Annotated in this window: 17 protein-coding genes; all 17 read left to right on the top strand. The window is 47.6% G+C overall.

Annotation, left to right across the window (positions count from 1 at the left end; all coding sequences use genetic code 11):
* Window positions 1-346: 346 nt before the first annotated feature.
* Window positions 347-2011, top strand: a complete 1665-nt coding sequence (locus RW114_RS07290; protein ID WP_340122080.1) for an autotransporter assembly complex protein TamA — start codon at window positions 347-349, stop codon at window positions 2009-2011.
* Window positions 2008-5430: a translocation/assembly module TamB domain-containing protein gene (locus RW114_RS07285; protein ID WP_340122079.1), complete on the top strand. Its 3423-nt coding sequence runs from the start codon at window positions 2008-2010 to the stop codon at window positions 5428-5430. The genes RW114_RS07290 and RW114_RS07285 overlap by 4 nt, the downstream gene beginning before the upstream one ends.
* Before the next feature lie 145 nt (window positions 5431-5575).
* Window positions 5576-6337 (top strand): SDR family NAD(P)-dependent oxidoreductase, encoded by a 762-nt coding sequence (locus RW114_RS07280; protein WP_340122078.1) that lies wholly within the window; start codon window positions 5576-5578, stop codon window positions 6335-6337.
* Window positions 6338-6339: 2 nt separating this feature from the next.
* Window positions 6340-8016, top strand: coding sequence for a thiamine pyrophosphate-binding protein (locus tag RW114_RS07275; RefSeq protein WP_340122077.1), 1677 nt, complete (start codon window positions 6340-6342; stop codon window positions 8014-8016).
* Window positions 8017-8063: 47 nt separating this feature from the next.
* Entirely contained in the window at window positions 8064-9929 is a 1866-nt protein-coding gene (locus RW114_RS07270) for a non-ribosomal peptide synthetase (protein WP_340122076.1), read from the top strand.
* Between the two features lie 13 nt (window positions 9930-9942).
* Window positions 9943-15009, top strand: coding sequence for an amino acid adenylation domain-containing protein (locus RW114_RS07265; protein ID WP_340122075.1), 5067 nt, complete (start codon window positions 9943-9945; stop codon window positions 15007-15009).
* A gap of 723 nt (window positions 15010-15732) precedes the next feature.
* Window positions 15733-16641, top strand: coding sequence for a YiaD family glycine zipper/OmpA-like lipoprotein (locus RW114_RS07260; RefSeq protein WP_340122074.1), 909 nt, complete (start codon window positions 15733-15735; stop codon window positions 16639-16641).
* A 5-nt stretch (window positions 16642-16646) separates the two neighbouring features.
* Window positions 16647-17438 (top strand): bifunctional hydroxymethylpyrimidine kinase/phosphomethylpyrimidine kinase, encoded by a 792-nt coding sequence (gene thiD, locus RW114_RS07255; RefSeq protein WP_340122073.1) that lies wholly within the window; start codon window positions 16647-16649, stop codon window positions 17436-17438.
* Window positions 17439-17490: 52 nt separating this feature from the next.
* Window positions 17491-18108, top strand: coding sequence for a thiamine phosphate synthase (gene thiE / locus RW114_RS07250; protein ID WP_340122138.1), 618 nt, complete (start codon window positions 17491-17493; stop codon window positions 18106-18108).
* A 30-nt stretch (window positions 18109-18138) separates the two neighbouring features.
* Window positions 18139-18603, top strand: coding sequence for a thiosulfate oxidation carrier protein SoxY (soxY, locus tag RW114_RS07245; protein ID WP_340122072.1), 465 nt, complete (start codon window positions 18139-18141; stop codon window positions 18601-18603).
* 7 nt (window positions 18604-18610) lie between these two features.
* Window positions 18611-18919 (top strand): thiosulfate oxidation carrier complex protein SoxZ, encoded by a 309-nt coding sequence (soxZ, locus tag RW114_RS07240; protein ID WP_340122071.1) that lies wholly within the window; start codon window positions 18611-18613, stop codon window positions 18917-18919.
* 159 nt (window positions 18920-19078) lie between these two features.
* Window positions 19079-19270, top strand: coding sequence for a hypothetical protein (locus RW114_RS07235; protein ID WP_340122070.1), 192 nt, complete (start codon window positions 19079-19081; stop codon window positions 19268-19270).
* A 315-nt stretch (window positions 19271-19585) separates the two neighbouring features.
* A complete protein-coding gene (locus RW114_RS07230; protein ID WP_340122069.1) occupies window positions 19586-20230 on the top strand; it encodes a CerR family C-terminal domain-containing protein in 645 nt (214 codons plus the stop codon).
* Between the two features lie 4 nt (window positions 20231-20234).
* The gene (locus tag RW114_RS07225; protein WP_340122068.1) at window positions 20235-21578 is read left to right on the top strand and encodes an efflux transporter outer membrane subunit; all 1344 of its coding nucleotides are present in this window, start codon (window positions 20235-20237) and stop codon (window positions 21576-21578) included.
* A 37-nt stretch (window positions 21579-21615) separates the two neighbouring features.
* On the top strand, window positions 21616-22806 hold the full coding sequence (locus RW114_RS07220) for an efflux RND transporter periplasmic adaptor subunit (RefSeq protein ID WP_340122067.1): 1191 nt from the start codon (window positions 21616-21618) through the stop codon (window positions 22804-22806).
* Window positions 22807-22838: 32 nt separating this feature from the next.
* On the top strand, window positions 22839-24179 hold the full coding sequence (locus RW114_RS07215; RefSeq protein ID WP_340122066.1) for an efflux RND transporter permease subunit: 1341 nt from the start codon (window positions 22839-22841) through the stop codon (window positions 24177-24179).
* Between the two features lie 204 nt (window positions 24180-24383).
* Window positions 24384-24901: hypothetical protein (locus RW114_RS07210; protein ID WP_340122065.1), on the top strand; the 518-nt coding region annotated here is incomplete at its 3' end.

Genomic DNA, 24901 nt, shown 5'->3' with positions numbered 1-24901 from the left:
CTTTTCAATTTAAACTAGCACGACTCAAGATATTTAAAGCCTCATGTGCGCGCAAGCATCGACATACTGGGCGAAATACCCCCCCGCAATGGCAGGAAGCCGTGTTACGCTGGTTGCCATTGAATCGTATCCAAACACTATGCTGCGCTATGTCGGGACGGCGAATACCTGAAAATCAACACCCACGGCACAGGCGCTGATTAATGTCCGTTAACTATTGAAATCATGTCCTTACGCCATGTCATCCGGCGTTGTTGAATAAATTATTGAACTCATTATGCGAGCGATTTCTGTCTCTGTCAGAGTTATCCTATTCCTACTATTGTTGTGTTTAGCAACTCCCGTTGTGAGGGCAGATGTTTCTGTCAGAGGACTGAACAGCGAAGCCCAAAAAAACGTCGAATTCTTACTGTCGCTAACAAAAGAAAACTGCGAAGCGCCGGAATGGAAAATACGCGATTTATTCGACCAGGCCGATGCAGATATAAGCCAGGCGTTACGGGCTTTGGGTTATTACCATCCCGTTATCGAAAAATCATTGGCTTTCAATGACCCATGCTGGCAGGCAGACTTTGCTATTAACTCCGGACCACAGGTCATCATTAGCGATATTGCCATCTCCCTGACCGGCGATGCCGATGATGACCCCGAATTCCAAAAATTGCGCAATCAGCTGCTGACCGCAAAGGGAAAGCCGCTACGTCACGATCACTATGAAAAGATGAAAAGCCGGATTCAATCGTTGGCACTGGAAAAAGGTTATCTAAAAAGCAGTTTTTCAAAAAAACAGCTGTTAATCGACAAAGCCAACAACAAGGCACATATCACACTGGTGTTTAATGCGGGAAAACGCATGGTGTTTGGCGACATCAGCATTGATCAGGATATTTTAGACCCGGATTTTGTACAGAAACTGATTCCGATCAAAAGCGGCGATTATTATTCCGGCGAGCAGCTGGCCAACACCCATAACACGCTGTCAAAAAGCGATTATTTCGACATGATAGACATACGTCCGGACATCGAAAACATCCACCAGCATCAGGTGCCGGTCTCACTTAAGCTGCACCCTAAAAAAAAGCACCATTACAGTCTCGGCGCGGGTTTCGATACCGACATCGGGCCTTTATTGAGTGCGACGTATATCAACCGTCGAGTGAATCGCCGGGGCCACTTTTTTAATGCCAATATCGACCTCTCTCCGGTGCTGTCGACGGCCGATGCCGAATACAGTGTACCCCTGGACAATCCGGTCAGCGATTTTTTCAGTTTCGGCGGAGGCTTCAAGCGGGAAGATACCGATACCTTTAAATCGCTATCGGCGAAACTTTCCGCACGGTTAAAACATGCCTTCGACAACGGCTGGAAACAGACGCTTTTTATCGACTCCGTCTACGAAGATTTCACCATCGGTGCAACATCCAGGCAAGTGCTTTTATTGGTGCCTGGCGGCAGCTGGTTGCGTTCTGTTTCCGATAGCCCGACGCGGCCTACCCGAGGCTATCGTCTGGAGTTTAATCTGGCAGGAAGCTATAAAAATCCGCTGTCCGATGTCAGTTTTGCGCAAGCTTCCGTAGCCGCCGTCTGGATGCATCCCTTCCCCTGGGGCGGCAGGTTTATCGCCCGAACCGAACAGGGCGCCATGCTGGTCGACCAGTTCGACCGGCTGCCGACATCATACCGGTTTTATGCCGGCGGGATGAACAGCATACGCGGTTACGCTTATAAGGAACTGGGCGCGAAAGACCCGCTGGGCAACGTGGTGGGAGGCAAGTTCTTAAGCGTAGTCAGCGCGGAATACGAGCACCCTGTGCTTGACGACTGGGGCGTGGCGGCATTTATCGACGGCGGCAACGCGTTCAATCCCGACAATATCAGCATCAAAGCCGGTACGGGTTTTGGGGTCAGGTGGTATTCGCCTATCGGCCCGATCCGGCTGGATTTTGCCATACCTTTGAGTGATGCGGATTCGTCATTTCAAATCCATTTTGCCGCAGGCGCAAGGCTATGAAAAAACGCTTAGCTCTGCTCGGCCTGATGCTGGTATTGATGATACCGGTCGGCCTGCTCGGCTTGATGTCCAGTTCAAGCGGCAGCCGCTGGCTGCTGCAAGCCGTTTTACCGGCGCAAGTCTCGGTTGAAAATATTGAAGGCCGCTTGCTTGACCGTATCACGTTGACCGGTCTGCGCTATGAAAGCGACACGGAAACAGTCGCTGTCAACAAGCTTGTATTTACTTGGCAGCCTTCTCAGCTGTTCTCGGGAGTGTTTAAAATTATTGATGTGACAGCCAATAATATCAACATTAACCTGACTGAGACCACGCAGGCAGAACCCGGAACATTCGACTTGAATGCCGAGTTGCTTCTGCCGTTGCAGATTGCCATTGAAAACTTGCTGCTGACGAATCTTACCATTCAGCAAGGCGAGCAGCGGCAACATCTGCAAAAACTGCAGTTGTCGGCCTTTACCGAACAGGGCCGTCTCAACATCGTTTCACTGTCCGTCAATGCCGAACCGGCAGAGCTGACGGCACAGGGACAAATGGGGCTGGGCAAAGGTTTTCCATTGCACTTGACTGCCGATTGGCAAGTTGCCACAGCAGACAACGGCCTGTGGCAGGCGGTGACCACAATCAACGGCGATTTACGGCAGCTGGCTTTCGATAGCCGGTTGGCATCGCCGTTTACATTAACCTTAAAAGGCCAGCTGGATGATTTGCAGGGCGAACCGAAAGTAAACTTGCGCGGCGATTGGCAAAAACTGAACTGGCCGCCGACAGGCGATGCGCCGCAAGTCAGCAGCGAACAAGGAAATTTCGAGCTGAGCGGCTTGCTCAGTGATTACCGGATTAAGCTAAGCGGGGATTTGACCCAGCCGTATTTGCCCAAAGCCGCCCGACTGGCGTTTAACGGCAAAGGCAGTATGGATGCCTTGACCATTGAAAAACTGGAACTCAAATCAACGGCCGGGGCATTACAGATCGACGGCGATATATCGTGGAAAGATGCCACGGTTTTCGACCTGAAAGCCGCCGGTCAAGATTTCAATCCCGCGATCCTGGTGCCCGAACTGCCCGGCAGCCTCAACTTTACTGCCCGTGTTAAAGGACAACTCGCTGGCGAAGCTTTGCAACTGGATGCCGATATTAGCAAACTGACCGGCAAGCTAAGAGGCTATCCGGTTAGCGCAAACGGCAAACTGTTTTTGGCTGGCGAACAACTCAAGGTCGATGCCCTTAAGCTGGTTTCGGGAGCCAATAAAATTGCCGTCAACGGCACCCTGGGACAGGAACAAGCTGAGCTCGATTTGGCTATCGACGCCCCTAAGCTGGAATCGTTATGGCCGGGTCTCGGCGGCAGTCTGAAAGGTGACGGGCATTTGCAGGGCCCCTGGAAAAATCCCTCGGTAAAATTTCAGGCTAGCGGAAAGCGCCTGCGATTTTCCGGGCACCGCGCCGAACGGTTAGCCATCGACATCGATTATCAGGCCGACGGCAACAAGACTTCCAACATACAGCTGTCTGTCAGAGCCATCAAAACCGGCACCACTCAAATCGAAAAACTGCTGATCGACGGTTTCGGCACAGTTGACCAGCATCGTTTTAACGCCGACATCCGTTCTTCTTATGGCGATGTATCAACTGCGCTTACAGGCCGTTTGCAGGGCGATGTATGGCAGGGTGATTTTTTCAAACTGGATGTAAACTCCAGGGATTTCGGACGCTGGCAACTTAGCAACAACATGCTTATCCGCATTGAGCAAAGCCCCGTCGGCATCGATGCAAGGTTGTCAGAAACCTGCCTGACCCAGCAAGCCGCCGCTATTTGCCTGCAGGGGCGTTACCCTGCCAACGGCGATTTTGGCTTTAAAGCTAAAGCCACAAACGTGCCGACTAGCCTGATGCAGGCCTACTTGCCGGAACAGATGAAGATAACCGGCCTTATTAATGCCGACGCTTACATACAGCAGCAAAAGGGCTTGTTGAGCGGCAATTACCAATTAACGATGCCCGCCATGACCGTTACCTTAAAGACCAAAGAAACGAGCACAAAAATTGTCTTGGGCGCATCGTCGTTGTCAGGCGAAATTAACGGGGAGATTGTTTCAGTCGACCTTAATCTGGCCTTGGCCGCCCAGGATTATGTGCGCGCCAGACTGCAACTGGACACCGGAAAAACCCGGGCACTATCGGGTCAAGTGACTGCTTCGATGGCTGAATTATCCCTGTTAAATCCTTTTGTTCCGCAGTTATCGAATATAAAAGGCGCCCTTAAAGTCGATTTAACTTTAACGGGTAGCCCCGACACACCGGTTGCTAACGGAACCATAAGTTTCAGCGGCGGCGCTGTAGATATGACTGAGCTGGGCCTGGAAATTCGCGAGATCAAACTCCAGGCACTTGCAGCAGCCGAACGCATTCAGCTCAGCGGCTCGGCAAAATCAGGTCAAGGTTTCATCAATCTCGACGGCTTTGCCGACCTGCAAGGTGCTGCAGAAATAATGCTGAACGGAACGGACTTTGACGTCGCCAAACTGCCCGAAGCGCAGATAGCCGTTTCGCCGGAATTAAAGCTGCTGTTTGCCGACAGGCAAGGCAAAGTGAGCGGCAGACTGAAAATCCCCAAAGCCGTCTTTCAGCTAAAGGACATCCCTGAAAATGCGGTGAAAGTCAGTCCCGATGAAGTGATTCTCGGCGAACAAAAAGCCGAGAAACAGACGGCGGCAGCGATCAATATTGATGCCGACATTGAAGTTGAACTCGGCAAGCAGATCAGCTTTTCGGGACAAGGTCTGCAAACCAAGCTCTCCGGCAAATTGAAGATCGCCAAAAGCGGAGAAAAAACCGCCATGTACGGCGTAGTCGACATGGACAAAGCCCGTTATAAACGCTACGGGCAGGAACTGACCGTGCGCAAAGGACGCTTCTTGTTTAACGGTCCTGTCGATAAACCCTGGCTGGATTTAGAAGCCATACGCGTGTCGAAAAGCCAGGACGTTACCGCCATTCTCAGCCTGACCGGCCCCTTGGAAGCGCCGCAAACGCGTATCTATTCGGAACCCGCCCTGCCGGAAGCCGAAGCCCTGGCCTATTTAGTGACCGGCAGGGCGTTAAACCAAGTAAGCAAAGCGGAAGGCAATATGGTTGCCAGCGCGGCCTTATCCTACGGAGCCGGCCAGGTATCCTGGATTGCCGACAAATTGGGCGTTGACGAGTTTGAAATTAAAGAAGGAAAAACGCTACAGGATACATTGGCTACCGTAGGCCAATACCTGACACCGGATTTCTATGTGGGCGCCAAAGTCGGCCTGTTCAATAAACAAGCGGTATTGGTGTTAAAACGCAAACTGACTAAAACCCTGAATGTTGAGACGCAGACCGGCACATCGCAAAGAATAAAGCTTAACTATGAGTTTGATAAGGATTAAGAATGAAAACTACCTATCTTGAACACCCGATCAATTTAGTTAGCAGCTCCGGTTAGCTTGCACCATGACTGTGTTTGAAAAAGTTATCCGGGTATCATAGCTTGAACAAGCCTACAATTTTTCATCAAACCGGAGAAACTCAATCATGCGTTTTGCAAATAAGATTATTATCATTACCGGTGCTTCAGAGGGCATCGGTAAATTTGCAGCCGAAAAACTGGTTAAAGAGGGTGCCCAATTAGTCATTAATGCGCGCGGCATCGAACGTTTAGACCAGTTAAAAGAAGAACTCAGTGAATTTGGACACACGCCGCTTGTGGTAGCAGGCGATGCCACGCTTCCCGCCACTGCCGAATGCCTAGCCAACAAAACCTTAAAACAGTTCGGTCGAATTGATGGCTTGGTTAATAACATAGGTGGGGCTTCTCATTTACGCTATTTGGAAGACATTACCGATGAGGATTGGGACCACACGCATAACTTTAATTTGAAAAGCGCATTCTTGTTATGTAAGCAGGTGATTCCGATCATGAAAACGCAACGTTACGGCCGCGTTGTTAACGTTTCCTCATTGGCTGGTCGGGATAAAAGCCGACTGGGCGGTTTGCAATATGCCAGTGCTAAAGCCGGTTTACTCGGGCTTACCCGACATCTTGCTTCGGAAGTGGGCGGCTTCGGTATAACCGTCAACGCTGTCGCTCCGGGCATAGCACTAACGGAACGGGCAAAAGGCAAATGGGAGGCGCTATCCGCTCAGGAACGCGAACATATTTTAGCGACTATCCCTTTACATCGACTGGCGCAACCCGAAGAAATGGCTGGTGCGATTGTTTTTCTTATTTCTGACGAAGCCTCCTATATCACCGGTGTAAGTTTGGATGTAAACGGCGGCAGCTACATGGCATGAAAATGACAGCTGAACGACTACCAACGGATAATGGCGCCTCATTAGTTGTGGAGTGGTTGAAACAACGACAAATCCGCTTGGTATTTTTGGTGCCTGGCAGCCAGATTGCAGCGTTATTGGATGCGTTAGCGTCTACAGATCAAATCCAGGTTATCGTCGCCAATCATGAGCTTGGGGCTGCCTATATGGCGGATGGATATGCCCGCGCAACAAAAAAAATCGCTGTTTGCATCAGCATAGGTGGTCCCGGTGCCAGCAATATGCTAACAGCGGCCATCACTGCACGCATGGACAACAGCCGTGTATTATTTATTACCGGAAACGTACCTGTTGATTTACAAGGCATTGGCGCATTTCAGGATGGCGGCTCCAGCGCTTGTCGAGACAGTGCGTTATTCTCTGCGGCATTGCATCACGCCGCTAACGTAACAACAGCAGAGGAATTAATCACCCAGTTGAACCAAGCCTGGGATGCCATATTGTTGCACACGGCTCCTGCCCATTTATCCATACCCAAAAACATCCTTGCACAACATTCGGCTTTTCCCTGTGTCATTTCCGATCAACCGCATCCAGACATATCAGTGGCTAAACTGCATAAGGTTATAGCCGCTTTAAATAAAGCCAAAAAAATCCTGATTGTGGTTGGCCAGCGCTTATATACGCAAGAATCTGCACAATTACTGATGCTTCTTGCAAAAACCTATGCCTTGCCTATGGTTACGACATTAGGCGCTAAAGGTGTCATCGCGGAGACCTCTCCCTTTAACTTGGGTAATTTCGGCTATGGCGGAAATACCTGTGCCGATGCCATTATTTTTACCGAAAAAATTGATTTATTATTGATTTTAGGTACAGATTTAAATGAACGGGATACGCTTGGATGGGATAAACGGCTCAATGCCCCCGGTCGAGTATTAGTCCGTATCGATACGGTATCAACCCCGGCATCGCACCCTTATCAACCTGATATAGAATTAATTACAGATAGCTTTTCTGCATTAGTCGCACTGATTAATGCAGATACCGCTTTACAACCGTTAAGCGATTCAGCAGCTTATCGCATGGATTGGCTTAACACCTTAACAGCGAATAAACCCGTTGAAGAGACACCTATCGTCTCTTTCTCAAACCCCGTTATTCTGCTCATTCCCCTCATTCAAACACTACAACAACGGCTCCCTGGCGATAGCATTTTGGTTGCCGATGCAGGCATGCACCGGAAATTATCAGGGCGTTACTGGCAGGTCAAACAACCCAATACCTTCTTTAATCCGGCAACTACCGCGCCAATGGGCTGGGGTCTTGCTGCGGCAATAGGTATACAACTTGCCAATAAAGAACAACAGGTCGTGGCTATAACCGGTGATGGCTGCATGAGAATGCACGGCATGGAGTTAGCGACTGTAGCGCGTTATCAAATCCCCGTCCTTTTTATTATCTGCAACAATGCAGCTTATGCCACTATTGGCCCTAATTTAGGGCCTCAAAATTATTCCATGGTGCAATTGCCCACAATAGATTGGGTGGGTTTTGCGGCCGCCATTGGCATAAACGGCATAAAAGTCAATCAGCATAGCGATTTAGAGCAAGCTTTAAAATATGTTCAAACTATTCATCAGCCTTTTGTGATAGAAGTGATAACACCATCGCTTGTCCCAGAACGAGCCGATACGTGATTCAATAATCAGCCTCTCTGTTCAGCCTAAATTTAAAATACACATCAATGTTTCCAGCTACCGAACCCCAAAGTTTAATTCAATTGTTCTCTTACTGGGCAACCTGCGCACCTAATAAAGAGGCGATTATAGCGCCAGCGCGTCTACCATTAACCTATAAGAATTTATTAACTCTAACCCAGCATATCCGCGAACAATTAAACTTATTGGGTTTAGGCTCCGGAAGCCGCATTGCCTCCATTTTGCCCAATAGCCCGGAAGCTGCGGTTGCTTTTCTTGCCGTGAGTTCCTGTGCGTCATTTGCGCCGTTGAATCCGAGTTGTACCGACGCAGAATTGGAACGCTATTTATCTGACCTTAAACCCAACGCACTGATTATTTTATCTAACTCAAACTCTGCAATGAGAATCTTAATTGCACAACGTTTGCATATACCGGTTATTGAACTTATTCCAGAGCTTTCTCAAGGAGCGGGTAGTTTTTCATTGCGCGGCGATACCGGATTGCCTGCTATGAACTCTGGTTTTGCCAGTGCCACAGATATTGCCCTGATGTTATATACATCAGGCTCAACCGCTAAAGCCAAATTGGTTCCTATTTTGCAACAGGCTATTTGCCAAACTTGCATTAGTGTTGCCGAGTTTATGGGACTCACTGAGCAGGATTGCTGTTTAAATGCACTGCCTTTATTTCATACACATGGCTTAATTTCGAGTGTTTTAGTGCCTTTGGCAACGGGCGGCTGTTGTGTGTATATCTCAGAGTTTCGAGCCGAAACTTTCGTCGCTTATTTGCAAGCCTACGACCCGAGCTGGTATTCCGTCTCACCGACGATACATCTGGCTGTTTTAGATCAAGTTAAAAAAACGCCGGGCTTTCAGACAAACCCATCATTACGCTTCATTCGCTCAGGTTCAGCGCCGTTAGCAGTTTCTTTAATCAATGAATTGGAAAATATCCTGGGAGTTCCCGTTATTGAAGCTTACGGTATGACTGAAGTGGTGCATATTAGCAGTAACCCCATGCCTCCCGGTATTCGCAAACAAGGTTCAGTGGGCATCAGTTACGGCCTTTGTAAAATCAGTGTCATTGATGATCTTGGACAAAGCCTGCCTTCAATGATTGAGGGCGAAGTAGCCGTTCAAGGGCCAACGGTCATCGGCGCATATATTGATAATGACTCGGCTAATCGGGATTCATTTTGTGCACAGGGTTTTCGTACCGGGGATTTAGGCTATCTCGATGAAGACGGCTATTTATTCATTACCGGTCGTATTAAAGAAATCATCAATCGCGGTGGCGAGAAAATATCGCCTTACGAAGTTGACCAAGTCCTATTAGCGCATCCTGCCATTAAAGAAGCGGTTACTTTTTCGGTAGCTCATGCGACCTTAGGTGAAAATGTCGCTGCCGCTGTTGTCCTAACTGAAAAAAGCCAAGTAGAAGCCGAAGCGCTCAGGCATTATATCCGGCAAAAATTGGCTGAATTTAAAGTGCCTTACCGTATTGTAATCAGCGACCATTTGCCCAAAGGCCCTACCGGCAAGGTGCAACGGCATAAGATGGCGACCTACTTTGCAACGCAATTATGCCCGCAAGACAGCAAATCCAGCCAACAACACGGCACATTACCGCCAACCCAAGTGCAAAAACAGTTGCTTGCCATCTGGCAAGAGCTGCTCAATATTGAAAGCGTCGGTATTGATGACAATTTTTTAGCCTTAGGCGGGAATTCTTTGTTAGCGATGCAATTTATCGCGCAGGTTAATACACAATTTCAAGTCGATTTTCCACTGCAGCTATTGTTTGAAGCCGCCACCGTTGCTGAGTTGTCGGCACACTTGGAAGCTCTGCTAAAACAACAAAACCCCCAGGTAATCATTCCTATCAAAGTATTGCCCCGTAAGCATTAATCCATAAAAAAACATGAGCCATCTTCAAGAACACAATCACACTCCCTGTTTACAAGACCCTGTTGAAAATGATGACATTTTTCCCGTCTCCTATGCCCAGCAACGACTTTGGCTTTTAGACCGCTTACTCGGCATCGGCGGTCTTTATAATATTTCTTGGGCTGTTCGACTCAATGGCAAACTGGATGTTCCTGCCTTGCAACAGAGCCTCAAGGCAATTGTCGCTCGCCATGAAAGCCTGCGGACTTGTTTTGTCGAACAAAACGGCGAACCGGTTCAGGTCATCAGAACGTCAATACCCTTTGCCTGCGCCTTGATAGAATTGCCTCAAGAAAATAGGGCTAGCGAAATCCAACGCCGACTCCAGACAGAAGCCAATAAACCGTTCGATCTTAAACAAGCCCCATTAATACGCGCCTTGTTGCTCAGATTATCCGAACAGGAACATATCCTGATGGTCACCCTGCATCATAGTATTTCTGATGGCTGGTCTATGGGCGTGTTCAGGCAAGAATTGGCTAGTTTTTATCGGGCTTTTAGCCAAGGCCAGTCTGCCGATTTACCTGAACTACCCATTCAGTATGCCGACTACGCAGTCTGGCAACGCGAATGGCTGCAGGGCGAGGTACTGGAAAGACAACTCAGCTATTGGAAATCCCAGTTGACCGGTCTGGCCGTATTGGAATTGCCGACTGATAAGCCCCGCCCAAAACAGCTGACTTATCGGGGTGCGCAAGCAGACATTCAATTGTCAGCAGCATTGACCCGGCGTTTGAAAACTCTGAGCCGACAGCAACACGTGACCTTATTCATAACCTTGTCGGCAGCCCTGCAAGTACTGTTACATCGTTACAGCGGCCAGGACGATATTGTGCTCGGTACTGCGATTGCCGGACGTAACCGGCAGGAACTTGAAAATCTGATCGGTTTTTTTGTCAATACGCTGGTACTACGAACTGATTTATCCGGCGCGCCCGGTTTTAATGAGCTATTAAGCCGGGTACGCAAAACCTGCTCGGACGCTTACAGCCATCAGGATTTGCCCTTTGAAAAGCTGGTGGCTGAATTGAATGTGCCGCGAGATGCCAGCCGACATCCGTTGTTTCAGGTCATGCTGATTTTGCAACCCGCTACCCAAGACTTGCAATTGCCCGGATTGACCATCAGCAGGCTTGCTGTACCCCATTCAACAGCCAAGTTTGATATATTGATGTCATTGAGGGAGTATCCCGATGGCTTAACGGGGACGATTGAATACAGCACGGATTTATTCAATGCCGGGACCATTAACCAGCTGATAGGTCATTTTCAGACCTTGCTGGAAGCCATTGTTGAAGCCCCGGAAACCAGCATTGCCAAATTGCCGCTACTGACTGCCGCTGAACGTCAGCAGTTATTGGTCGAATGGAATGCCACCCAATCCGACTATCCGAAAGACAGCTGTATTCATCAACTTTTTGAACAACAAGTAGCCAGAACACCGGATGCCATCGCGCTGGTTTTTGAAGGCCGACAACTGAGTTATCAGGCGCTGAACGACAAAGCCAACCACTTGGCGTATTACCTGCGAACACTGGGCGTGCAAGCGGATAGTCTGGTGGCGATTTGTCTGGAGCGCAGTATTGACCTGGTGATTGGCCTGCTGGCCATATTGAAGGCGGGCGGCGCCTATTTGCCGCTTGATCCGGCTTATCCATTGGAACGTCTGGCTTTTATGTTGGACGATTCAAAAGCGTCGCTGTTGTTAACCCAGAAAAAATTTGCTTCGGTCACGAATGCATTGACGTTAAATAACGGAATACAACCGATTTATCTGGACTCAGCGTTACCGGAAAGCCTGCCCATTTTGCCGGAAGTTGACCTTGATTGTGCAAACCTGGCGTATGTCATCTATACCTCAGGCTCCACCGGAAAGCCCAAAGGCGTACAAATTAATCATCGATCGATGGTCAATTTTTTAACGGCAATGGCCAAGCTGCTTGATATAAACGGCCAAGATGTTTTACTGGGCCTTACAACACCGTCTTTTGATATAGCCGGCTTGGAAATTTATCTGCCGCTTATCTGCGGCGCAAAAACCGTCATTGTCAGCCATGATCTTTTCACTGCCGAGGGTTGGTCAGGTTTAACCAAAACATTGCAGCAAACTGACGCTATTACCCTCATGCAAGCCACACCGGCGGCTTGGCATTTATTGCTGGCGGCAGGTTGGGCAGGCAATCCGCAACTGAAAATTTTATGCGGCGGCGAAGCGCTGCCTCATGATTTGGCCTTACGTTTACGAAAGAAATCCAAAGCGTTATGGAATCTCTACGGCCCGACCGAGACAACCGTCTGGTCATCGGTGCAGCGTTTATCTGGCAACACTTTCTTGACCGGCGTCACGCCTATTGGGCGTCCCATTGCCAATACCCAATTTTATATACTGGACAGACACTTGCAACCGGTTCCGGTGGGTGTGGCGGGCGAGTTGCATATCGGTGGCGATGGATTGGCGCGAGGTTATCTTAATCGCCCCGAATTAAGCGCTGAAAAGTTTATTGCCAATCCTTTCAGCAATGACATTCAGGAGCGCTTGTATAAAACCGGTGATCTGGCGCGTTATCTGCCCGATGGCACCGTCGAATTTTTGGGGCGTATTGACCAGCAGATTAAGCTGCACGGTCACCGCATCGAGTTAGGTGAAATTGAAGCTGTGTTACTACAGTATTCCGGAATAGCCGGGGCAGCGGTTATCATGAGGGAAGATCAGCCGGGTGACCAACGGTTGACTGCCTATCTGGTGCCCGAGATGCAAGATAATCCCCCGGATGCAGCTGTCATGCGTCAATTTCTCAAAGAGAAGTTGCCGAGCTATATGCTGCCATCTGCCTTTGTCATCGTGGAAAGCATACCGTTACTGCCGAACGGTAAGCTGGATCGACACGCATTACCCAAACCGGAACAAACGCCGCAAACGTCTGAAGACACCTTTACCGCCCCCCAAGGAAAATTGGAGCGGCAGTTGGCTCGTATATGGAAAAAGATACTACGCATCCCTTCCGTTGGCAGGCATGACAATTTTTTTGATCTGGGCGGTTATTCTTTTCTGTTTTTCCAGTTAACCGTATTCATAGAAAAAGAATTGGCCATCTCTTTTCCGGCTAATGGTTTGTTGCAAAGTTACACTATCGAAGAGCAGGCCATTCATCTTCAGTCCATAACAAACTCAGCTCAATCACAGCAAAAAAATCAATATGGGATGGCTGATAATGATTTTAAACGTCTATTGACTTATGCTAACGGAAAAAAAGAAAAACAGCACCCTGACCATCCGCTGATATTTCCTTACAATGAGCATTTATCCGGTATTCCATTATATTTTGTTAATGGAGGAAAGTATCTCGGCGCACATATAAAAAACAGGCCATTTTATGATTTAATTTCAGGATTCAATATCATTCAATTAAATGAAAATAATTTTTCGTCATTAGCGGATTATTATGCCGGTGAAATACTTAAATTAAACCCTTCCGGCCCTTACCTGTTAGGCGGATATTGTTCAGGCGGTTTATTGGCTTTTGAAATAGCCACTCGACTGTTGGCAAAACAAAAGTCTGTGCCTTTATTGATTATGGTCGATCAAAGCTTACCTTGTACCTATTCAGGTAATATTGCTTTTTTACTTTTTCATGAAAATGGTCTAATTAACGAATTATCACGACTGGATCAATCAGATATTTTAAAACAATATTATCCTGGCGGTTGGACATTGGACATCATAGAGAGTCAACATTATCCAGAATTATATTATATATCAGCAATGATTGTGGCCGAACGCATTGAGTCTCGCATTAAAAATATATTGGAAAACGAGAGGGTTGAGCCACTACCTGATCTTGCTAAACAATGTAATATTCAGGCTGAATTACATGAGCAAAGCGTCCAAAAAATTATTTTTATGGTCGAGATAACCAATTGCAGTCAAATTTTATGGCCTGCGGGACAACTATCGATAACACATCATTGGTTATCCAATTTAGGCAGGGCTATTTTATATGCTGAAAATAAAGTAACTCTTGATATTGCTTTAAAGCCGGGTCAAAAATGCAGCACTTTTTATCATGTAAATAAACTAAACGAATCAGCCGAGGCTATCTTAAGGTTTTGTGTCGTTGATAAGTTCGGAACTTGGTTTGAAACCGGCTGCAATATCATTATAACCAGGGATATTCACAGCTACGATTCCCCTGCACTTGATTTGGCTAATATCGATCAACTGGAAGAGCAGGGAAACCTGACTCAGGCCATACAGTATTATCATCAATATTTGCATACTTGTGAACATAATTCAGCTACTATTTTAATTAAGTTAGCCGAGATAACTCGATATGCAAGAGGCGCACAAGATGCTCTTATTATTAATAAACGCGCATTAATAAAATGCTCTACTAACAAAGAAAGAGCGCAAGTTTATCAGAATCTTGCTGAAAATTATTTCGCTTTAGAAGATTTTGAACAAACTATCATTCATGCCAGGGACGCTTTAAAAAATAATCATACAGACTATTTATCATTATCCTATCTTGGTTTAGCCTATGTGCATAAAAGGAATTATTCAAAAGCAATTAGTATTTTTAATAAAATATCCTGTCATTTTAAAGAGCATTATCCTGAGTATATTAGTACTGGAATGCACAGTTTTGCGAAGGAAATTAGCAAGAACATAAGCAAAACCAACTATAACTATATAATTAATTTCACCAAAAAACTACTCGATACTGATCCGTACAAGCCTATAAATTACTATATTCATGTGAAAAATTTAATTGCTGTAGAGCGATATGATGAAGCGGAACAGGTTGCGCTTGACGGCGTTCAAACTTATCCCTATTTAACGGCCGGATATGAAACATTACATTTCATCTATATGCAACAACAGCAGCTTAGCGAAGCTATCGCCATGAAATATAAGATATGCGAGTTAAAGCCATTTTGTATTGAACAGCATAAACAATTATTGCATTTATTGCAGCATGAGTTAGAACCGCGCTTGCAAGATGTCTTAGACTTACAAAAAAAGCTGCATGCACTGCAATGATCGGACGATCTCCGCCCATTGCAATCCGTGAGCAACGCATCAAAAGCGCCCTTATAGTTGTGAATTCCATAGAAAAGTATTTATGTTCATCTAAACGCTTCAACACTAACTGCTGCCCCGATAGATTCGGATTAGTCTTACATAAGCTCTGCGTTCGTATAGCATTGCCAACTCTCAATGCTCCTTTCACGATTAGGTTGAAAGTGAGCCAAAGTTTAATGAAATCTAAATTCTTGGCAAGTATTTGTTGTGAAATGAAACGATTTAAGCTGAAAAAAATGGTTATTTTTTGCTATAAATTGCTATAGAAAATGTAAAAGAATTCAATATCCCCTACCTGAAGGCATAGGTATCTACACAACTTTAAATATATATAATCAGTTGGTTAGGGAAATATAGTCGGTTTTTCATAAAGATAATCACCTTTACGAGGTGAGTTTTGACACTCAATGCAGTCAGTTGTTAACCAGAAATCATGAATAATCGAATTTAACCAATTGTTTTATAAGTCATTAAACTTGTGTAGATACTTATGACCTGAAGGAAGGGGCTTTACGGGTTTTACTGAAAAATTATCGCATCAATCATGAAAGGACTGATAGAATAACTTTGTTAATGCGCACGAAATACACTTTACTTTAGAGGCCTGATGCCAATGTGCTTTTGACTTTGCCGTCAAAATAATCCACTAAAATCCCCAAACTAACCCAAGGTTATATTCTTATGAAAAAAAAATTATTGATGGTAGGTATAAGTTCGGTTCTTTTGACGGCTTGCGTCACTGATCCTTATACAGGGCAATCCAGTCTCGGCAAAACAGCTATGGGCGGCGGATTGGGCGCGGCAGTCGGCGCAGGCGCGGGAACACTGTTCGGTGGCAACGATCTTAAAAATGCCGGATTGGGTGCTGTAGCCGGTGGCCTCGTTGGCGCGGCTGTAGGAGCCTATATGGATCACCAGCAACAAGAGCTGCAAAAATCGTTGCAAGGTACCGGTATCGAGGTGCAAAGAACAGCAGAAAATACGCTTAATTTGACCATGCCGAGCAATGTTACTTTTGCGTTCGATTCGGCAAATTTAACGCCGGAAGCACAAGGTGCTTTAGATTCTGTCGCCAAGGTATTAAATCAATATCCCGAGTCAACCATTAATGTAACCGGGCATACCGATGATGTAGGCACGGATAGTTATAATCAGGCCTTATCTGAACGACGCGCCGCCAGTGTTGCGGGTTATTTGGCTCAACATAGCGTCAACTTATCCCGTCTCACCCAACAGGGTATGGGAGAGAGAATGCCGAAAGTGTCCAATGTGAATGAGGCAAACCGGGCGCAAAACCGCAGGGTAGAGTTGGCTATTGTCGCCAATACAAATGCCGGTGCTACTCAACAACAACAGCAACAGCCTCAACAACAAGGTTACCCGCAGCAGCAGGGCTATCCTCAACAACAGGGTTACCCGCAGCAGCAGGGCTATCCTCAACAACAGGGTTACCCGCAGCAGCAAGGCTATCCTCAACAACAAGGTTACCCGCAGCAGCAAGGCTATCCTCAACAACAAGGTTACCCGCAGCAGCAGGGCTATCCTCAACAACAAGGTTACCCGCAACAGCCATATAACTATACTCAATAAGTAGCATGAGCGTAAACCGCCCCGTTGTACTTTCATTTTCCGGCCATGACCCCAGCGGAGGCGCCGGGGTTCAGGCGGATATTGAGACTTTGGTCAGCCATCGCTGTCACGCCGCCAGCGTTATCACCGCCTTAACCGAACAGGACACCCGGAATGTCAAAAAACTTATTCCGCAAAGCCCGGAAGCCATTATCAGTCAGGCCAACACCTTACTGGACGACCTGCCGGTTAAGGCGTTTAAAATCGGCTTGATCGGCCACCATGAAACCGCAGTCGCCATTCATGCGATAGTCAAACAGCACCCGCATATTCCGGTTATCTTGGATCCGGTATTGGCGGCAGGCGGCGGCGCTGAATTGTCCAACAATCGACTGATAACAACCCTCGTCGATTTACTACTGCCCTGCACTACTGTGTTAACGCCCAACAGCGAAGAGGCTCGCAAACTGACCGGATTGACCGACCTTAATGACTGCGGCTTGGCCTTGCTGGAAAAAGGCTGCGACTATGTGCTGATTACCGGCAGCCATGAAGCTACGCCGTCGGTCAGTAACCGGCTGTTCCATGACCGGCGCAGCTGGGAAACCTACACCTGGGATAGATTGCCGTTCAGCTATCATGGCTCCGGCTGCACGCTGGCTTCCGGCATTGCCGCTTTGATCGCACACGGCCTGGAGCCGTTGCAAGCGGTCATCGAAGCGCAGGAATACACCTGGAATTCATTAAATACCGCTTACCAACCGGGCAGAGGCCAGCACATTCCCAACCGATTTTTCTGGATGGATGAAGATGCATGACAAAACCTCCGGGAGCGGATTGGCACGCAAAGCGCCCGAAAGGGTGCGGGCAATGAAATTTCCTACTCGCGGGCTTTACGCAATCACCCAGACCGAAAACAAATCCGGCGACACCATTATCAACGAAGTTGCAGCGGCTATTAAGGGCGGCGCCGCCGTCGTGCAATATCGGGACAAAAATCCTGTTGATGCGCCATTTCTTGCCCGTAAACTGGTTAAAGTCTGCCATCAATATAACGTCCCGTTGCTGATCAATGATAACGTCGAACTGGCGATACTGGCAGGCGCTGACGGCGTTCACCTCGGCAAAGAAGACGGCGCGATTGCGCAGGCAAGAAAACGGTTGGGCAAAGATGCCATTATCGGCGTGTCCTGCTATGACTTTGTCGAGCAAGCCATAACAGCGCAAACACAAGGCGCCACTTATGTGGCTTTCGGGCGTTTTTTTCCGTCCAACTCTAAGCCACTGGCCGCGCCGGCCCATATTGAAACATTACGGCAGGCAAAATTGGCGCTGACTATTCCGATCGTCGCCATAGGCGGCATTTTGCCGGAAAATGGCGGACAATTACTTGCCGCAGGAGCCGATTTATTAGCCGTTATCGGTGGACTATTCGACGATCAACCGGAACAATCGGCTAGGGCTTACCAGGTCTTATTTAGCGATTAAATGCTTTAAATCAAGCCGGAATAATAGATCATGACCGACAATCGCAGAGCATTCATCAAGAAGTCTGTTGCCTTAAGTGCTTATTCAATTATCGCAACCAGCGGACTGCTATTCTCACCCGAGGCAACGGCAAAATGGCTCCCCGATACCACATCGACCCCTAGCCTACAGCAGACCCTAAAGCGTCTATTCAAAGACCAAGAAATCATCGCATCCGATAAAATCGACATCCTGCTTCCCAAGATAGCGGTCAATGGCGCAGCCGTCCCCATTACGGTCACCAGTACCCTGAAAGAGGTTGAAAGCATTGCGATACTGGTCGAAAAAAACCCGACACCCTTGGCCGCCAAATTTGAATTATCGCCAGACCTCGATCCTTTTGTATCGACCCGCTTAAAAATAGCCGAATCATCTGCGGTTCTGGTCATCGTAGAGACCAGCGAAGGATTTTACAGCGCCGGAGAAAAAGTCATCGTCACTCTGGGCGGTTGCTAGAATTCAGATGTCGAGCATCAAAATACGCACTAAGCGCAAGGACGGCAAAACCCAAATCAGGATACTGATAGCCCATCCGATGGAACATGGCCGTAATCGCGACGCCAAAACCAACACATTAATTCCCGCACATTTTATTCAGGAACTCACGGTAAAACTGAATAAAAACCTTATTATTACCGCCAAAACGGGTGCCAATATTTCCAAAGACCCTTTTTTTGCTTTTATGCTGAAAGGCGGCAAGGTCGGCGATAAAATCACCATCAGTTGGCTGGATAACTTAGGCAACAAAGACACTCAGGTTCACATTGTGTGAATAAACTTAATGTGGCCACATCCTCTGCAATTTCTTTAAAAAATTATCGTATACCTGATCATTTATACGATAACAAGAAATAAAGATGTTACCAAACATTGATATCGATAATTTAAAATGACTTTACCCGATTGAAACCAACGACGAGATAAAAAATCAATGAAATCTTACCATCAAGATTGTTCATTATGCCGAGTCATGCGTAGTTTGGCATTTACCGGACTGGGAATGGGCGTGGGTGCTGCCATTGCTTATATATTCGGTGCCTCCAGACAAAATATGATATTAACGGGCATCGTAGTTGCCGCAATATTGGTCTTTGGCTTATTTGGTCGTGAAAAGCGCCATTGAAAACACAAGCATTCACCTCCCCCTTTGGCCTAGCGCCATCAAAAAAGCCTTAAAGCTTTAATAAACTGATTGGGTAGCACAGCCTGGAATGATCAGGTCAGGAGGCTGTCCGAGAATAGAGATCCTACCCGGCAACTACTCCATACCTTGCTCTACCGCCTGTATTCTCAAAACGATTTTCCATAGCTACGGCTTCTATTCTCGGACAACCTGCTGGTTACAAACTGCCGGTTGAATATTCAACGGCTGTTGTTAAAACATTTTTTCTAATGTATATTTCAATCGTCTATTTGAAATGTACATTAGATTTTATCCATGCCCACTAAAATGATTCCGCCGCTAAAAACTCGCCAGCGCTTGCTGGTCACTGCTAGCCGGATTTTTGCCGAAAAAGGTTATCAGGATGCCACTATCGCGGAAATTTGCGAGCAAGCCGAAACCAATATCGCCTCGGTCAATTATCATTTCGGCGACAAGGAAAACCTGTACCTGGAAGCCTGGCGCTATGCTTTTCAGGAAGACTTGCGCAACCATTCCTCTGACGGCGGCATTGATCCCGAGACCTCCGCTGAAGTGCGTCTGGCCGGACGAATCAAATCATTGATTGCCCGGATTGCCGACCCCAACTCCAGTTTTTTTGCGATCGTCCACAAGGAAATGGCGCAACAAACCAGCCTGTTGCAAAAAATCATGGAGCAGGAAATCAACCCGGAACGTCAAGCCTTGATGGCGCTAATCAAGGAAGTACTGGGAGATAATGCGACCGACAAACAACTCCAGTTTTGTCATGCCAGCATCATCGGGCAATGTTTTCACTTGCTGAAAGTTAAAAACATGAAGTTGAACGATGAAACCCGTCGCTATGTCATGGACTTAAGCGACGCAGAAGCTTTTGCCGAGCATGTGGTGAAATTCTCACTGGCCGGTATGGCCGCGATTAGACATGACAACCGGCATTAACATAGTGACCTACACAAAACTAATCCTGCTGTTGTTACTGCCTTTAACGACTGCCTGTTCCGTCGATGTTAAAGATGTTCCGACGCCGGTTAATTTACCGGAAAAATTTTCCGTCACCGGACAGACCAAAACCCCCAATCAATGGTGGCTGGCGTTTAATGATGCGGAACTTAATCGCTTAATCGATCAGGCGCTGAATGAAAATTTCACGCTGCTTGCGGCATTTAACCGCTTGGAACAGGCTCGGGCCGTTGCCAAAAAAAGCGGCGCCGAACTGATCCCCGAGATCAACGGCAGTTTTGGCGCCGCACAAAAAAATACCAACACCCCCGCACTCAATAATTTCACTTTGGGACTGGCTGCCAGCTATGAATTGGATTTATGGGGTCGTATTCGCGCCAATATTCATGCAACCGAATTGGACTCCCAAGTCGCCGAAGAAGACGTTGCCAGCGCCGCCATTTCGGTGTCGGCGGAAATAGCCAGTAGCTGGTATAAGCTGGTCGAACAACGCCAGCAATTAAAGCTGCTTGACAGCCAGATAAAGGTTAACCGCGATAACGTTTCGATGGTAACCACCCGCTTCCGGCTCGGACAAGCGACCGCTGCCGATGTTTTCCAACAAAGCCAGTTACTGGAATTTGTGATCGGCAGTCAGCTAAGCGTTATCGCCAACATTAGGGTTTTGGAAAACCAACTGGCTATTTTAATCGGCAAATCGCCCGGTACCGTTGTTATACCTGAACAGGGTAACTTCCCGGCGTTGCCGCCTATTCCCGAAACCGGTTTAAGCGCCGATTTGATGCAGCGCAGACCTGATCTTCGTAAGGCCTATTTTCGCATTCAGGCGGCCGACCAACGGATAGCTTCGGCGATTGCCGACCGGTTTCCAAAGCTCAGTTTATCCGCAGGAATCGACACCAGTTCCCCTGATTTGCAATCGCTGTTCAATAACTGGATGGCGACGATTGCCGGCAATCTGGTCATGCCGTTAATAGACGGCGGCCGCCGTATCGCCGAAGTTGAACGCAATCAAGCCGTTGCGGCCGAAGCGGTGAATAATTACGCAACCGCCCTGCTCAATGCGGTTAAGGAAGTCGAAAACGCGCTGATCCAGGAACACCAGCAATATCAGCTTGCGCTTAATCTCGACAGACAGGTGCAATTATCCCAACAGGCCAGCGCCCAGATCCGCTCGCGTTATATTTACGGCGCCATGGATTTTTTGCGGGTGTTATCGGCGTTGCTCAGCCAGCAAAGCCTTGAACGCAACAGCTTACTGGCACAACAACAGCTCATCGACTATCGGATCAATCTTTACCGGGCCCTGGCGAGCGGCAGGAACTGAACCTTGATCCTTAATTTTTTTATCTTATCCCTTCCCCATGCTTAAAAAACTGATAAAACTGCTACCTGCGCTGCTGATTATTCTTGCGGTAAGCGGATTGTCTTATTATTGGATGACCCACAAACCGAGAGCCGACCGCGTCCCGCCCAAGGCCAGTGCGCCGCTGGTAGAGACCATCAAACCGGACGTCATTAACCATCAAACGGCTGTTTACGCAATGGGGACAGTGATTCCTTCACAAAGCGTCAATTTGACCCCGCGTATCAGCGGCTTGGTCGTCAGTATCAGCCCCAACTTTATTGAAGGCGGTATGCTGAAAAAAGGCGAGCAACTGGTTCAGCTCGATCCTACCGATTATCTGCTGACCATCAAACAAAGCGAAAACGAGCTTGCCAAGGCGCAATTCAACCTGAAACTGGAACAAGGACAACAAGCTATCGTCAAACGGGAGTTTCAATTATTGGGCACGGAGCTGACCGCCCAGGAACAGGAACTGGTGTTGCGAAAACCGCATTTGAATGCGGCCAAAGCCGCACTGGCGGCGGCAGAGGCCTCGCTGAAACAGGCGCAGCTGAATCTGGAACGCACCCGTCCGTTCGCGCCGTTTAACGCGATCATCACCACGCGAAATGCCAATATCGGTGCGTGGATGCCTGCCTTCTCAACCGGGACACCGTTGGCAAAACTGGTCGGAACCGACAGTTTCTGGATCAATGCGTCCGTCTCCGTGGATAAATTGCACTGGCTTGAAATCCCCGACATCAATAGCGACAAAGGTTCGCCAGTCAAAATAACTTACGAAACCGCTTGGGGTAAAAACACTTACCGATCCGGAATCATTAAACGCCTGCAAGCGGAAATTGAACCGGAAGGCCGTATGGCAAAGGTGATTATTGAAGTCGACGACCCGCTCAGCCAAAAAGCGTCCAACAAACATGCGCCGCCCTTAATGCTGGGTAGTTATGTGCATGTCGAACTGGCGGGAAACAGTCTTGACGATGTGATCGAACTCCCGGAAACCATCGTCCATGACGGGCATCAAATCTGGCTGATGACCGATAAACAAACACTGGATATCAGGGAAATCAATCCGCTCTGGTCTGAGCGAGGCCATATCTATCTGAGTAAAGACCAGTTACCCGATAATGCCGAAATTATCAGCAGCGACTTACCTGCACCGGTGCAAGGTATGAGTATTAAGACGAAGGACAAAAAAGTTAGCCCTTAGCCTTTCATCTTTCGCCCTGAACCTTATTATTTATGCAATCTACAGAAAACCAAGAAAATCAAGGTCCGATAAGCTGGATGGCCGGTCACGGCGTGGCAGCCAACCTATTGATGGCCGCTTGTATTTTAGGCGGCCTGCTGTTTATGTTCTCGATCAAGCAGGAGGTTTTCCCTGAATTTGAAACCGAGACCGTCACCGTCAGCGTTATTTATCCGGGAGCCAGTCCCGAAGAAGTCGAAAACGGCATTTTGCTGGTTATTGAAGACGCTATCAGCGGAATTGACGGCATCGACGAGGTTAATGCTAACGCTAAAGAGGGTGTGGGACTGGTCATTATTGAGGCTCAGAGCGATGCGGATATACAGCAACTGGTTCAGGATGTGCAACAGGAGATCGATCGCATTACCACCTTTCCGGCGGATGCAGAAGAACCCGACGTAAAAATGCTGTCCAGAAAACGTCGGAATATGTCGCTGGTGCTGTACGGTAATGCCAAGGAACAGGTTTTACATGAATTGGCTGAACAATTTCGCGATCAGCTGTTGCAGGATCCCAATATTACCCAAATCGAACTGGAAGGTATTAGACCTCTGGAAATCAGCGTTGAAGTTTCCCAGGAAAACTTGCGCCGTTATCGCTTGTCGTTAGCGGACATCGCCCAACGCATTCAAAATGCCAGCGTTGATTTGCCCGGCGGCAGTGTAAAAACCAGTACCGGTGAAATATTGATCCGCATGAAAGAACGCAAGGATTACGGCCGACAATTCGCCAATATCCCCATTATTACCGCCGCCAACGGCAGTGTCGTTTTGCTGGGCGACATAGCCACCATTGATGACGGTTATGCAGATACCGATTATTCCGCCACCTTTGATGGGCAACCGGCGGTCATGCTGCAAATTTACCGTGTCGGCAAACAAATACCGACACAGATTTCCGATGCAGTGAAGCGCCAGTTAGCGCGCGTTAACGCAGAATTGCCGCAAGGCATAAAAGCCGAAATTCGTTACGATGCTTCAAAAGCCTATCAACAACGCATCGACCTGCTGATGCGTAACAGCGCCCAAGGACTGGTGCTGGTGTTTATTGTCCTGGCTCTGTTTCTGGAGTTACGCCTGGCATTTTGGGTAATGATGGGCATCCCTACCGCATTTCTCGGTTCATTCCTGTTCCTGCCGCTGCTGGGCGTATCGCTGAATATGATTTCCCTGTTCGCGTTCATTATTGCGTTAGGGATCGTGGTCGATGACGCAATCGTAGTGGGGGAACATTTCTACCACTATCGCCAACAAGGTATGTCGCCAATGCAGGCGGCTATCAAGGGTGCCCGAGAAATGGCTGGGCCGGTTACGTTTAGTATTCTGAGTAACTGAAGTTTCCCAGTTTTTCAGGAGCAAGAATTTTAGAAAGTGGAAAAAATTTCGAAAATTTTTAGCAACTCTTAATACACGTCAATGCATCCCCAAATAATTCATTTACCCATTAAAAAACAATAACTTATTGTCGAACGAAGCCTTGTTTTACTGTATAATGCTAGCCTATAAGCCACTGATTATACGAATAAAACGACCTCATTTATGTTCATCCTACGCGATCTTTTACGTCCACTCCAAGCCCATTTTTCCGATACCGACCTAGGACGTGAGCGGGCCTCATTATTGGCCTACACCTTACTGGCGGTCATCGTCCCGTTCACCTCCTCCATGACCTCCAACTTACTGCGTTCCCTGGTAGCTTTGTTCGGTATTGAGATAAAAAAGAAGCGCTTTTACACGTTTATGGCGTCTTCGACATTGCCTTGGCAAAAGCTTTGGCAGACTGTTTGGGGATTGATACCCTCGCCTGAAACAGAAGGCCGGCTGTTAGTGGCGCTAGACGACTGCATCAATCCAAAGATAGGAAAAAACATCTTCGGTTGCGAGACAATCTTTGATCATGCCGCCAAAGCCAATCAAAGCCAGTATCCGTGGGCACAAAACTTTGTCGCGGTCGGCTTACTGAAGCAAGTTAAAGGTCGTTGGGCCTGTTTGTTTTTAGATTTTCGCTTTTACTTCGCCAAGAAAACCATTGACGCGGAAAAGGCTACCGCCAAAAT

The organism is Methylobacter svalbardensis (genome assembly GCF_037671525.1).
GTDB lineage: Bacteria > Pseudomonadota > Gammaproteobacteria > Methylococcales > Methylomonadaceae > Methylobacter_A > Methylobacter_A svalbardensis.
This window is presented reverse-complemented; position numbering and strand designations above follow the sequence as displayed.

Bases quoted from the DNA above. Each gene is read 5' to 3' on its own strand.
- RW114_RS07285 (WP_340122079.1), top strand. From the start codon at position 2,008: ATGAAAAAACGCTTAGCTCTGCTCGGCCTGATGCTGGTATTGATGATA.
- RW114_RS07280 (WP_340122078.1), top strand. From the start codon at position 5,576: ATGCGTTTTGCAAATAAGATTATTATCATTACCGGTGCTTCAGAGGGC.
- RW114_RS07275 (WP_340122077.1), top strand. From the start codon at position 6,340: ATGACAGCTGAACGACTACCAACGGATAATGGCGCCTCATTAGTTGTG.
- RW114_RS07270 (WP_340122076.1), top strand. From the start codon at position 8,064: ATGTTTCCAGCTACCGAACCCCAAAGTTTAATTCAATTGTTCTCTTAC.
- RW114_RS07265 (WP_340122075.1), top strand. From the start codon at position 9,943: ATGAGCCATCTTCAAGAACACAATCACACTCCCTGTTTACAAGACCCT.
- RW114_RS07260 (WP_340122074.1), top strand. From the start codon at position 15,733: ATGAAAAAAAAATTATTGATGGTAGGTATAAGTTCGGTTCTTTTGACG.
- thiD (WP_340122073.1), top strand. From the start codon at position 16,647: ATGAGCGTAAACCGCCCCGTTGTACTTTCATTTTCCGGCCATGACCCC.
- thiE (WP_340122138.1), top strand. From the start codon at position 17,491: ATGAAATTTCCTACTCGCGGGCTTTACGCAATCACCCAGACCGAAAAC.
- soxY (WP_340122072.1), top strand. From the start codon at position 18,139: ATGACCGACAATCGCAGAGCATTCATCAAGAAGTCTGTTGCCTTAAGT.
- soxZ (WP_340122071.1), top strand. From the start codon at position 18,611: ATGTCGAGCATCAAAATACGCACTAAGCGCAAGGACGGCAAAACCCAA.
- RW114_RS07235 (WP_340122070.1), top strand. From the start codon at position 19,079: ATGAAATCTTACCATCAAGATTGTTCATTATGCCGAGTCATGCGTAGT.
- RW114_RS07230 (WP_340122069.1), top strand. From the start codon at position 19,586: ATGCCCACTAAAATGATTCCGCCGCTAAAAACTCGCCAGCGCTTGCTG.
- RW114_RS07220 (WP_340122067.1), top strand. From the start codon at position 21,616: ATGCTTAAAAAACTGATAAAACTGCTACCTGCGCTGCTGATTATTCTT.
- RW114_RS07215 (WP_340122066.1), top strand. From the start codon at position 22,839: ATGCAATCTACAGAAAACCAAGAAAATCAAGGTCCGATAAGCTGGATG.